Annotated in this window: 14 protein-coding genes and 1 other annotated feature; of the genes, 8 read left to right on the top strand and 6 right to left on the bottom strand. The window is 44.8% G+C overall.

Features of this window, described 5'->3' with window-relative positions; genetic code table 11:
• Positions 1–68: 68 nt before the first annotated feature.
• Together MHH49_RS14770 and MHH49_RS14765 are read left to right on the top strand one after the other, a co-directional pair.
• Positions 69–1,256 (top strand): MFS transporter, encoded by a 1,188-nt coding sequence (locus tag MHH49_RS14770; protein WP_076127992.1) that lies wholly within the window; start codon positions 69–71, stop codon positions 1,254–1,256.
• Between the two features lie 133 nt (positions 1,257–1,389).
• Positions 1,390–1,737 (top strand): DNA primase, encoded by a 348-nt coding sequence (locus MHH49_RS14765; RefSeq protein WP_036685586.1) that lies wholly within the window; start codon positions 1,390–1,392, stop codon positions 1,735–1,737.
• Between the two features lie 96 nt (positions 1,738–1,833).
• Here the strand turns inward: MHH49_RS14765 and MHH49_RS14760 are convergent, their stop codons facing one another.
• Positions 1,834–2,451 (bottom strand): SCO family protein, encoded by a 618-nt coding sequence (locus tag MHH49_RS14760; RefSeq protein ID WP_094902247.1) that lies wholly within the window; start codon positions 2,449–2,451, stop codon positions 1,834–1,836.
• Between the two features lie 23 nt (positions 2,452–2,474).
• Positions 2,475–3,407: a heme o synthase gene (cyoE, locus tag MHH49_RS14755; protein WP_036685285.1), complete on the bottom strand. Its 933-nt coding sequence runs from the start codon at positions 3,405–3,407 to the stop codon at positions 2,475–2,477.
• A 232-nt stretch (positions 3,408–3,639) separates the two neighbouring features.
• Here cyoE and MHH49_RS14750 point away from each other — a divergent pair, with 232 nt between their 5' ends.
• Entirely contained in the window at positions 3,640–4,641 is a 1,002-nt protein-coding gene (locus MHH49_RS14750) for a metal-dependent hydrolase (RefSeq protein ID WP_076105306.1), read from the top strand.
• A gap of 104 nt (positions 4,642–4,745) precedes the next feature.
• Complete coding sequence (locus MHH49_RS14745; protein WP_038573198.1) at positions 4,746–4,934, top strand: hypothetical protein; 189 nt, start codon at positions 4,746–4,748, stop codon at positions 4,932–4,934.
• 1 nt (position 4,935) lies between these two features.
• Here the strand turns inward: MHH49_RS14745 and trpS are convergent, their stop codons facing one another.
• Entirely contained in the window at positions 4,936–5,922 is a 987-nt protein-coding gene (trpS, locus tag MHH49_RS14740; RefSeq protein WP_036685592.1) for a tryptophan--tRNA ligase, read from the bottom strand.
• Between the two features lie 63 nt (positions 5,923–5,985).
• Positions 5,986–6,225: a binding site (T-box leader), on the bottom strand.
• A gap of 134 nt (positions 6,226–6,359) precedes the next feature.
• On the opposite strand from trpS, the gene MHH49_RS14735 reads away from it, so the two are divergent.
• Both MHH49_RS14735 and MHH49_RS14730 read left to right on the top strand, forming a co-directional pair.
• The gene (locus tag MHH49_RS14735) at positions 6,360–7,334 is read left to right on the top strand and encodes an aldose 1-epimerase (protein ID WP_038573199.1); all 975 of its coding nucleotides are present in this window, start codon (positions 6,360–6,362) and stop codon (positions 7,332–7,334) included.
• Positions 7,335–7,535: 201 nt separating this feature from the next.
• Entirely contained in the window at positions 7,536–7,766 is a 231-nt protein-coding gene (locus MHH49_RS14730) for an alpha/beta-type small acid-soluble spore protein (RefSeq protein WP_036685295.1), read from the top strand.
• Positions 7,767–7,919: 153 nt separating this feature from the next.
• Here MHH49_RS14730 and MHH49_RS14725 read toward each other — a convergent pair whose 3' ends face one another.
• Together MHH49_RS14725 and MHH49_RS14720 are read right to left on the bottom strand one after the other, a co-directional pair.
• On the bottom strand, positions 7,920–8,330 hold the full coding sequence (locus tag MHH49_RS14725) for a hypothetical protein (RefSeq protein ID WP_036685297.1): 411 nt from the start codon (positions 8,328–8,330) through the stop codon (positions 7,920–7,922).
• 613 nt (positions 8,331–8,943) lie between these two features.
• Positions 8,944–10,743, bottom strand: coding sequence for a M3 family oligoendopeptidase (locus MHH49_RS14720; RefSeq protein ID WP_038573202.1), 1,800 nt, complete (start codon positions 10,741–10,743; stop codon positions 8,944–8,946).
• Between the two features lie 118 nt (positions 10,744–10,861).
• Between MHH49_RS14720 and MHH49_RS14715 the strand changes: the two genes are divergently transcribed.
• The gene (locus MHH49_RS14715; protein ID WP_038573204.1) at positions 10,862–11,053 is read left to right on the top strand and encodes a YycC family protein; all 192 of its coding nucleotides are present in this window, start codon (positions 10,862–10,864) and stop codon (positions 11,051–11,053) included.
• The gene (locus MHH49_RS14710) at positions 11,050–11,280 is read left to right on the top strand and encodes a hypothetical protein (RefSeq protein WP_036685307.1); all 231 of its coding nucleotides are present in this window, start codon (positions 11,050–11,052) and stop codon (positions 11,278–11,280) included. The genes MHH49_RS14715 and MHH49_RS14710 overlap by 4 nt, the downstream gene beginning before the upstream one ends.
• Before the next feature lie 79 nt (positions 11,281–11,359).
• On the opposite strand, the gene MHH49_RS14705 is transcribed toward MHH49_RS14710, so the two are convergent.
• Entirely contained in the window at positions 11,360–12,076 is a 717-nt protein-coding gene (locus tag MHH49_RS14705) for a DUF2225 domain-containing protein (RefSeq protein ID WP_038573205.1), read from the bottom strand.
• Positions 12,077–12,101: the final 25 nt, after the last annotated feature.

The following is a 12,101-nucleotide window of genomic DNA, read 5'->3' as shown; positions in this document are numbered from 1 at the left end:
TTGATCTTCTTAAAATCCGCCTTCCTGCATTAATCTTTATTGTAGGTGGCTCTCGGAGGTGTTTCCCTGTGAAAACTGCGCTGTGGCTGTACCTGTTTCTTTTTCTGGCGTTTTTTGATTTACATGCACAGTATCCTATTCTAACGCCCTTTGCCATCTCTCTTGGTGCGGGACCCGCCTTTATTGGCTGGATGATGGGCATGTATTCGTTAACCCATCTTCCTGGCAATTTGCTCGCAGGCGTACTCGTCGATCGTAATGGCAGCCGCCGCTACATCGTCTTTAGCCTTGTTACTGCGGGAGCCATTCTACTGCTGCAGGCTCATGCTCAGCTTCCGTGGCATTTGCTGATGCTACGAGCAGCAAGCGGGTTCGCGCTCGCCTTCCTCTCTCCAGCGTGCATGACCTTGCTGGCTTCATTATCATCTGATGCTACTGAGCAGGGGAAATATATGTCCGGACATGGTATCGTTCATACCTTAGCTTCAGTGGTATCCCCGGCAGCGGGGGCCTTTATCGTAGCTAAAGCTGGCTATTCCGGCACCTTCACCACATTGGGATGGCTGCTTATCGCTACAGGCATCATGGCTTTTTTCAGTGTACCGGCACCTGCCCGGCGTTTAGTACGCCCTGTAAACTCTGCAGCACCTCCTTTAAAAAAACAGGATCTTCCTTCGGTCCCTATATCCGATGCCAATCCAGTTTCCAAACGTTATTATCTGCTGCCTTTTTTCGTTTCTTGTTCACAAGGGGTTCTGTTCTTTGAACTTCCTCTATCTCAGACCGGAAGTAATAGCATTGTTTCCACAGGCATTCTTTTATCGCTCCTTAGCTTAGGGGCTTTGGTAACACTCAGTTTGTTCTTCCTGAACCGCTTTTCCCCAGGAGGAAGAATAGCCGTGGCCTTGCTAGGAATGGCCCTTTGTTTTTTTGCGCTCGCCTCACTTCACAGCATTCCCGCATCCGTTATTCTCTTTATGCTGGGTGCAGCCAAAGGAATATTATTTCCTGCAATGGCATCGCTCTTTATTAGTCTAGGTGGACCAGGACGTATGGGACGCACCTTCTCCATGCAGTCGATAGCCATGTCACTAGGCGCATTCGCAGGCCCTGTGGCCGCAGGACAATTAAGAGCCGTTGTTTCACCTTATTTCATTGCCTTTCTATTGCTGATGGTTGCACTATTACTGCTTCCGCCAAAAAATTCAACCAAACTGTCTACCTACTCTTCCAAATGGAATGGGAGGGCCGCATGATTTATTGTTTTTACGACATTTCCCGGGGAATGAAGATTTTCCTGTAGAAACAGTTGTTAAAACTGCTCCTCCTTCGGTAAACTATAATGAGTCTGTAAGTTCAGACTTCATTTCCGGAGGTGATTGTCAGCAAATGTCCATTACGATTATTGTCGAAGGCAAAAACGATCGCAGCAGATTACGACGCGTGCTGGTACCGGAAGTCGAAATCCTCTGTACCTTTGGTACATTAAATACGCTCAAACTCGAGTCCCTGCGACAAAAAGTAGGAGATGGAGAAGTATATCTTTATATGGATAACGACAGTTCAGGCAAAAAAATACGCGGGATTCTCCGCGATGCCTTTCCCGATGCTGGTCACATCTATACGCGCCGGGGTTATGCCGGAGTGGAGGGCACTCCAGATGAATACAATATTAATCAGCTTGAAAAAGCGGGTCTGGAAGAGTTCATCATATACCCTGAACCCATTCCTTTTTGATTCGCGATATATTGCCTAAGAAATTAAAAACGCCTTTTTCGTTATCCCTTCAATAAACGGGATTCGAAAAAGGCGTTTCTGTTATGCGGTTATGTTCTATTCACGAGCCAATTCATTCAGCCTATCGGCAAGAAATTCAGGCGTTACGTTATCCGTATCTCCTGCGTCATACAATGCACGGAGACGATTGTCTCGATCAACCAATGCTATGCGATTGGCATGTACGAAATTTTCTTTACTATTCCCTGCAATTAGTACTTTAAAAGAATCAGTTGCCAGCTTACGAATCACTTCCTGATCCCCCCGTAAGAAGTACCAACCCTTATAATCTGCCTGGAAACGGTCCGCAAAGGTCTTAATGGCTTCACGTGTATCATTCTCTGGATCAAAAGAAATGGAGACGAACGCCGTATCTTTTCCAAAGCTGCCCTCGTCAACCAGAATCTTCTGTGTCTGGGATAACAGGAACGTAGTTATAGGACATACATCCGGACATTGCGTGAAAAAAAAGTATACCAGCCGTGCCTTACCTTGTGTATCAGCCAGAGTAATCTGGTCTCCATCCACATTTTCAAGTGAAAAGTCCTGCACTTCTCCGATTACCGGCAGTTTTTCTTTTCCTAAATTCAAAGAATTAACTGCCAGATAACCAGCCATTACCAAAGCAAGCAATAGTAGAATCCAGGTCCATTTATAACGCTTAAAGGTCTGCACGGACAATAATACCCTCCCTCTTCTTAACCGTGAATCGTATTTAATACAAGTACGATCAAACTTACCGTTAGGTAGTTAATGGAGAAGAGGAAGTTCTTCTTCGCCCAGACTTCGTCATCTTTTGCTGCAAAGCCCATCAAGGTTATGATTAACCAAGCCAGGGACAGCGCTGTTGAAATCACCAGATAAAAAATGCCTGCATAATCGTAGGCGTACATTAACACTGGAATAGGCAGTAACAGTGCTACATAAGGAATCATTTGAAACTTCGTACGACGTGTTCCTTTGACTACAGGCAGCAGTGGGAAACCTGCGGCTCTATATTCTTCTTTACGTCTAATCCCGAGCGCCCAGAAATGGGGAGGTTGCCACAGAAACAACATCGCAAACATCAGCCAAGCCCCTAGATCAACTGTTCCCGTAACTGCAACGTAGCCAATTACCGGTGGCATAGCTCCAGAGATCGCACCTACTGAAGTGCTCCATGTTGATGTCCGTTTCAACCAAAGGGTGTATACTACAACGTAAACGAACATCCCTACAATCCCGAACAGACCGGCTAAAACTCCGGAAAAAGCAAACAGCACAATCAAACCCGCAATCCCAAGCCCAATAGCATACAGCAATACGGTTTTGGGTTTCAATCGTCCTGTAGGAAGCCCACGATCGCGCGTTCTTTCCATCTTCATATCCAGATCACGGTCGAAATAGTTATTAAAAACACAGGCCGAAGCCATAACCAGCATTGTACCGAGCAGAGTCAGAACTAATCTGCCGTATTGAACATCCCAACCTGAAGCCAGCCAATATCCTGCAAAGGCAGCGATGAGGTTAGATCGGATAATACCGGGTTTTGTTACGGTAATGAAATCACGCCAACTTGCACCTTCCGGTGGAGATTTTGCAGACATAGCTGCAGAATCGGAAGAAGCTTGAAATGTTATATGATTATCCACACCAAATGATCCTCCTTCTAAACAAACTTCTAACGTTCTAGCCGAAGCACTAAATAGACTTCGCTGTTAACTTTATCATATCAAACCCGAGGAGACTTTGACAGTCATGGCACAGTATGTTCATGAATTTGACAATTACGTGACAATATTTATTTTCAGCCCCTTAATAACCTAAGCCGTATTTGGGTAATTATTAATAATGTACTTCCGAACAACAAAGGAGAACTGACCAATGGACACCGCTACACATTTAGTTATGGGCATAGGGTTAGCCGGACTTTCTTTCGTCGATCCCGTCGTTGCTTCTGACCCTAAACTGGCCGGGGCCGTTATGCTGGCAACGATTTTAGGCTCACAGGCTCCTGATGCCGATACCGCATTACGACTAAAGGACAATGCAATATATATTCGTAATCACCGTGGAATCACACACTCCTTGCCTTTTCTAATTTTGTGGCCCGCTCTGATTGCCCTAGTCTTAGGGCCTCTGTTTGGGTTTACTGATTTGGCAGCTTTAAGCCATGTTGCACTCTGGGGTTTCATAGGTGTAGGCGTGCACGTCTTCTCTGATCTGTTTAACACCTATGGAACTCAGGCGGCCCGTCCATTCACTGAGAAATGGATCGCCTGGAATATCATCCACATTTTCGATCCATTTATTTTTGGCAGCCATATCGCAGCTATTCTGCTCTGGATCACTGGGATTGTTCCGCCTAAACCTTTATTTATTACGCTTTATGCCTGTACCATTCTTTATTATATTTGGAGAACGATTGTTCATGCCCGCCTTACACGAAACATCAAGCTTAAAGATATACACCATACTGCTGGCGAACGTTATATTGTAATCCCTACAATTTCACTTAAACGCTGGAACGTAGTTAAAGTGAAAAAAGACGGCAGCTATGACGTTGGGCAGCTACTGAACAACCGTCTGGAATGGTTCAAACATGCGGTCTGCTCGAATCATCCCGCTGTGGAAATATCCAAGTCGCATCCAGATATTCAGTCCTTTTTATATTTCACCTCTTATGCGGTGGCCGAAGTGGAGGAGCTTCCTTCAGGATATATGGTGCGCTGGGGAGACGTTCGTTATTTACACCGCAAACAATACCCTTTTGTGGCTGTATTAGTTATGGATAACCAATATAAACCTTTAAATACTTATGTAGGCTGGCTTAGCAGCGATAAGCTCGACAAACGATTTTCCATCGACCCTGGTTCTTTACGATGAAACTGTAGACTTACTGAGAGAACTATTCTATAATCACAAAAAATCCCGGAGTATTTATAATACTCCGGGATTCATTTTAGCAGACACGGAAAGGAAGGCTCTTAATGGGTAAAGGACTCTCACTTTGGTTCGCTTGTTCTTCTATTCTTATTCTCACTGCCGCTTCAATCGCGATCAGCTATAGCTTCTGGCTAGCACTTCTGCTTGGTTTTCTCTGCGTATTGAATATTGGCTGGGGATTTATCCTCAAAGCCAGAATCAGACGCAAACAGGAAAGCTTAAGCTCTGATTAGATTAACGAGCTGGCAGAAAGCCCATCCGCTCTTTTACGCCATTCAATGTCTCAGCTGCAACAATACGTGCGCGTTCAGCACCTTCGGCAAGAATATCAGTGATCGCACCTGAACTGCGAATTTCATGATATCTTTGTTGCAAAGGCTCAAGTGTGGACACAACCACTTCCCCAAGATCCTTCTTAAAGCCACCATACATTTGTCCCTCATAACGATCGGCAATTTGCTGGAGGGACATTCCAGAACATTCCGAGTAAATACTCATCAAGTTACTAATCTCTGGCTTATTAGCCGGATCAAAGATAACTTCACGTCCAGAATCAGTCGTTGCGCGGCTGATTTTTTTACGGATCACATCCGGCGAATCCAACAGGGCAATATAGCTGCCTGCATTTGGGCTGCTCTTGCTCATTTTTTTAGTGCCATCATCCAGAGACATAATGCGTGCGCCCACTTCAGGGATATACGGTTCAGGAATCGTAAAGAATTCGCCAAAACGGTTATTAAATCGGCCAGCTAAATCACGGGTCAACTCCAAGTGCTGCTTCTGATCTTCACCTACTGGCACAAGATCCGCATTATAAACAAGAATATCTGCTGCCATTAAAGAAGGATATACGAATAGGCCCGCGCCAACCGAATCCTTACCTGATGATTTATCTTTGAACTGTGTCATACGCTCAAGCTCGCCCATTGCCGTTAGCGTAGTCATGATCCAACCCAATTCCGCATGCTGAGGCACATGGGACTGCATATATACATTCGAACGCACAGGATCAATTCCTGCCGCGATAAAGAGTGCAGCTACAGCTTCAGACTGCTCACGCAGTGCCGCAGGATCTTGAGCAACGGTGATCGCATGCATATCGACAACCATAAAGAAACATTGATGATCGTCTTGCAGCTTCACAAAATTTTTCAGCGCTCCGATATAGTTACCCAAAGTTAGAGAACCGCTCGGTTGTATGCCTGACATTACTTTTTTCAACATAATATAGACCTCCGTTAGATGTGATTTCCAATTTCCGAGAACGCAAAAAAAGCCTCATCCGCAAGGGACGTGAGACCGTGGTGCCACCCTTATTCGCTGCTAAACCTTTGTATAGTCAAAAGGAAACAGCCTTAGTCTTCCGTTAACGGGGAAGATCCGGCCGGTCTACTAGGGTATCTTGCTCCCGTTCAAGCGCGGCGCTCAGGGGTCCATTCATCAAGAGTGTCCTACCGGTTCGCATCAACCACCGGCTTTCTGAAGGTACATTTCCTGCCTACTTGTCCCCGTCATCACATTCTCATCATAATTTAATGCCTTCATCATAGAACCATAAAGAGAAGTTGTCAAATCACTTAACCACTTCCGTATAAATCTGTTATGATAAGGTTATCCATGTTCTATTCGATTACAGTTACGATAAAGGAGCATATCTCATGAAACAGGTGACCAAAGGGCAGTGGGGCGGTTATGATACTTATATTTTGCACAGCCGCGAACTGGAAGTCACGCTTTTGCCGCGACTAGGAAACAACGTGATTTCATTGTTTGATGTAAAGGAACAACGGGAAATTCTGCGGCGGCCTGATGAAAGCGATCAAGCTTTCTTTATGCAAAAACCTTACCATTTTGGCATCCCGCTCTTAATTCCACCCGGAAGAATTCGTAAAGGAAAATTTCAATTCGAGGGTACAAGTTATCAATTTGACCAGAATACCGCTGGTGACAATCATATCCATGGTCTACACCGGACTCAATCCTGGTGTGTCAGCGATATTGAAGAAGACGAGGACGGTTGTGCAGTCACTACTGAATTCCTTACTGAAGATGATCCACACTGGATGGAGCAATTTCCCATTCCACTCAAATTCGAAATGACATTCAGGCTTCAGGATGCCCGGCTCAGCCAGACTTTAAAGGTTACAAATCTCGGCGATCATCGTATTCCCTTTGGGATCGGTTATCACACCTGGTTTATGATCGATGGAGAACCTGAACGCTGGAATCTCAAATTGCCCGTAAACAGCATTTATGAACTAAACGATGAATTGCTCCCTAGCGGCAATCTAATTCCACTCGGTGATCTAGATTCTCTAAATTCTGGAATTAACCTACAGGGAACTAATTTTGATACCGCTCTGCGTATTGGTGACAAGCAGCCCGTAGAAGCATTGTTATTACGCGATGATGGTTATGGTCTTCGTTATACGGCCGACGAGAATCTTTTTCGCCACTGGGTCCTGTATACCAAAGGACCAGCCGATCAATTTCTGTGCATCGAACCTTATACCTGGCTCCCGGATGCTCCTAACGTTTCCGACGATCCTTCCTTCACTGGCTTGCTGAAGGTAGAACCAGGTCAAAGCCTTGAGCTGTCCACTATGCTGGAAATGATCTATCCCGAGAATTAAAGCAGATATACATTATATCGGTCTTCCCTTGCGTTTACGTAAGAGAAGGCCGATTTTTTGTGCGAGCTTAGTTATTTAGGCTTTCCTACCCTTACTTTTAATCGACTAATAATTACCATCCTTAAAACCTTTCGATAGCATGCATGAATTAGCCTCTTAGCGCTCATACTATCTTCACAACGGGCGAAGGAGGTGACACACATGGGTCAAGCAGGTCAAGGTCGTAGCAGCCGTTCCAATAACCTTGTAGTTCCTCAAGCAAATGCAGCGTTGCAACAATTGAAATATGAAGCAGCACAAGAGCTTGGAGTAACGATCCCAGCTGACGGTTATTACGGGAACTACACTTCCCGCGAAACTGGTTCTTTGGGAGGTTACATCACTAAACGTCTAGTACAACTGGCAGAACAACAACTGTCCGGTCGTCAGTAACATCGTTATCTTAAGTGTTTTATCCGGCTGAGGTCTTAAAAAGCCCATTGCCGACTAGCTTTCAAACCTCTCACACTTCTTCCAGAAGCTGTGGGAGGTTTTTCTAATTTATACCCTATAATCCGAGCTGCATGCAATCTTTATGTAAAACGTTTAACTTAAAAATTGATCAGCACTCTCGGCGTAAGCATTACGGGGAGATCGAATCATCAGATTTGCCATATTATAATTGGACTCCAGCGTAGCATCTACGATTAGCTTCCCCTGTCTTATAGCGAATTCATAGCTGATCTCACCATGAGTCCAGCGCCGTTTGTATTTCAGACTCTCCAGTGCCATTAGACGAAAAGAAGACTGCTGACTCTCCGTTATTCCTTCCTTTACTTCTGTGAATCCACCACCCCGACCGGCTAGAGGGTGATGACGTATGCCGAATTTGCCAATGGTATTATTTCGTATTTGCACAAATACCGTACCGGAAGATAGTCCCGATAATTCCTCTTGCAGTTCCCTAAACACCAAATCCATCTGTCTTGCTAAGGATAGCTGTTCTGTCTTAAGCATATCTTTCCTCCTAAAAGTTTTGTGAGCTTAGCTTCTTCGAGTTCACTTCGTCTTTTATAAATCGAACCCTAAATATTTAGGCTAAGGATCCGTCGCTACTGCGGGGAATGTTTGGACTTCCAGCCGCTGTTGTCTCCAAATTTCTTGAATTCTTACGCGTACAGCGGGTGAAATTCGGAGACAAAGGCGGTCGCTCCCGCTCTTACAGTTCCAAAATTCCCCTCCGCCACTCCTTCCCCTTTTCCCAAGTTTCTGGTTCGATTTATATTGTTTGTGAGCTTAGCTACTTCGAGTTTACTTCGTACAAATCGGCTTAGTATGCGCTTACTTAAGCTTTTTGAGCTAAGCTCATTAGTCTTCCTTGCAAGCCTTATATAAGGCTCAAGGCTCATTATAGACCCCTTAAATACGCCAAACAACATTATTCTACAAAATTGGGTTATTATCCCTAGTAATGCGCAAAATTCATAGATCATTCGTATATTAATTTTTATAAAACGGGAGTTTTCGACATTTAACCATTAAAAAAAGACCCCTTAACCGGGGTCTTTGCGTGTTCACACTGAAATTCCGTTATTTTTAGCGCACTGAAATTTGTCTTATTTTAGACATTTCATGCTAAATGCTCAGTCATCTCCAAGAACTCGTTGATATCAGCCACGATCAAATCTGTAGCCCCTTGCCAGAAATCTGGCTTAGTCAGATCCACACCCAAATGTTTGAGCACCAAATCCTCCAATGTCATCACGCCGGTATCCTGCAACAAGCTATCATATTTGTCTGCAAAGGAAGCTCCCTCTTGTAATGCCAGACGATATAAGCCTGTACTGAACATATAACCAACAGTGTACGGGAAATTATAGAAAGGTACATCTGTGATATAGAAATGCAGCTTCGACGCCCAGAAGTGAGGATGGTATTCAGAAAGCACACCACAGAAAGCTTCTTTCTGTGCTTCCACCATCAGAGCAGACAGTTCCTCAGCATTTACAAGGCCTTCCTTACGTTTTTCATAAAAGCGAGTCTCGAACAAGAATCGAGCGTGAATGTTCATAAAGAATGCCACACTGTTCTGTATCTTCGTTTCAAGCAGTGCCAGCTTCTCCTCTGCATTGCCCGCAGCTTTAACCTGAGCATCAGATACAATCACTTCTGCAAAGGTTGAAGCGGTCTCTGCAACGTTCATTGCATAATTCTGATTAAATACAGGTTGATCATCAAGCAAGTAGGAATGATAGGCATGTCCCAGCTCATGGGCCAATGTTGAAACATTGGAAGGTGTGCCGCTGTAAGTCATGAATATCCGTGATTCTTTGCTCTCAGGGAAGGAAGTACAGAATCCACCAGGACGTTTGCCATTACGATCCTCAACCTCGATCCAGTTATTATCAAAGGCACGCTCTGCAAACTCAGCCATCTTAGGACTAAATTTACGGAACTGTGTGACGATATCCTTCGCAGCTTGATCATAAGGGATTTTGCCGGAGGATTTGCCTACAGGAGCTTCGACATCGACCCATGAGAGGGAATCCAACCCCAGCAGCTTGGCTTTGCGCTGAAGGTAGGACACGAGTACAGGTTTGCTCTTCGTAATTACGTCCCACATCGTATTTAAGGTGTCCTGTGTCATACGATTGATGCTGAGCGGATCTTTTAGAACATCGTCCCAGCCTCTGCCCTTATAGAGCTTCAGGCGGAAGCCTGCTAAGTGATTTAAAGTATCTGCGCAATTATCTGCCGCTTCAGTCCAAGCCTCTTCCCATTTATGGAACATCGCTTGACGCACTTTTGGATCTGGATCATCCAGCTTATTAAAAGCTTGACCTGCAGAAAGCAGCTTTGTTCCTTCTTCATCCTCAAATGGGATCTTGATTGAGCTTACAATCGTATCATAGTGTCCGCTCCATCCATGATATCCGTCAACAGCTAATTCCAACGCTAAGCTTTCCAGCTCAGGGCTCATCTTCTCACGGGCCAAATCACGGCTCTCGCTCAGTACGAACGTTAAAGGAGCAATCTCTGGACGAGCCATCCACTCAGCCCATACCTTGTCCGTAGTCTGACGCAGTACATTGCTAAATTGCGAGCTGATCCCTTCGAATCCGGCGCGCATGCTTGTCACTTTGGCTGCCAGTCTTACCGCACCCTTGTCCATCTGATTCTGAGCGCCTAGACAGTCTGCGAAGGAAGTGACCTCCACAAGTCTTCCTGAACAGCTCTGAAGCAATGCTATAACCTCATCCAATGCTTTTGTAGACGCAACATCCGTTGGTGCCACAGCATCCTTCACAAAGCCCTGTAAGGATAAAATATCTTTTTCAAGCTTGCTCAAGAAACCTTCTAGTTCTGCAGACGAAGACCCCCCCGGAAAAATAGTATCCAGTTCCCAAGTCAGTGATAACGGTTGTTTCATTTGTACTCACCATTCCTTTGCTTTCATTTGACTTTCTTTGTAATTGTCTTAACACCATGGTAAAGTGAATAACGATATCTGAACATTTATAGCCGATAAACTTTAGGAGGGCATTCATATGAAGCCACTACAAATTTCACCGGAAACAGCCATTACGTTATCCAAGCAACTAGGCGTTCCTTTGGAACACTTGATGCATATGCCCCAACATATTTTACTACAAAAAATAGCGGAGCTATCCAAAAAACAAAATCCCCCACAAACTGAGGGCGAAAATGAACAGACTCCTTCTGGGAAGGACTCACAATGATTCCTTTTAGTCATACCTGGCCTTATGACATCATTCTAGGCGATATGTATGTGCAATACTGTCCATTCTGCAACTCAGAGAATGTGCTTCTGCCTATGAAGCCAAAAGAATTACAAATCGTTCGTGACGGCAAGAAAAAACTGCTTGTCTTCCCCTGCTGCAGCGCCAGTCCTACAGTTATAGATAATGACGGCGATTACCTTTTGTTCGATCGAGCTGTCAGATAAGCAAATCCTAACATTTTCTTTCTACAAAGCGCAGAGGAGAATTAAATTCTCTTCTGCGCTTTTTGTTGTTCGCAAATCGTTATGAACTTGAAGACAAGCCTTCGACATCAACCTCAACCTCTACAGCCTCAGCACGCATTTGCTCCCGTAAAATAACCCACTGCTCACGTGCCGCTCGAATCATCGCCGCATCCATAATCTTCTGATCATTAATCAGACGGGAGAACCACATCACAGCCACTGAGTATTCTCCGATGCGCCGATTAAGTTCGCCGATCAGGTACATGAGCCGGGCATCATTGCCGGCAATGCCATCTTTTTCATAGACCTTAACATACTCGTCCAAAGAATAACGTAAAAAACGCTTCTCCTGCTCAGTCTCCCCTTGGTAGCGATAGAGCCAAGCAATGTGATGCAGCAGACTTGCAATAATCCGATCTTTATCGTTAATACTCTGAGCACATAAAAGCGCCAGCTTATAGGTCTCGAGCGCAGTTTCCCAGTCTCTTTTCTCCCCAAAGTCACGGCTCTTCCAGCGTTTCCCTACCTGCTCATTAAATGCCTTACGCTGACGTTCCGTCAGCTTGTCAGCCGAATTTTCTGTGGAGGCAAACCCGCAATTGGGGCAGACCCGTACAACATAATAATCCGGATTCTCATTTTTATAATACGCGCAGAAATCAGCATCACGCCGAATAGCCTTTTTTAGACTAGGACGTACCCGCGAGGTTGAAAATTCATTTTCACAGTTGCAACACTTGACCTTAATAGAATATAGGGGTATTAACTCTGTCAAGTACTCTCATTCCTTTCAGGATCAA

The sequence above is a fragment of the Paenibacillus sp. FSL F4-0122 genome (assembly GCF_038002845.1).
Classification (GTDB): domain Bacteria; phylum Bacillota; class Bacilli; order Paenibacillales; family Paenibacillaceae; genus Paenibacillus_AQ; species Paenibacillus_AQ odorifer.
Note: the sequence above shows the minus strand (reverse complement) of the source record. Positions and strands in the feature narration are given on the sequence as shown.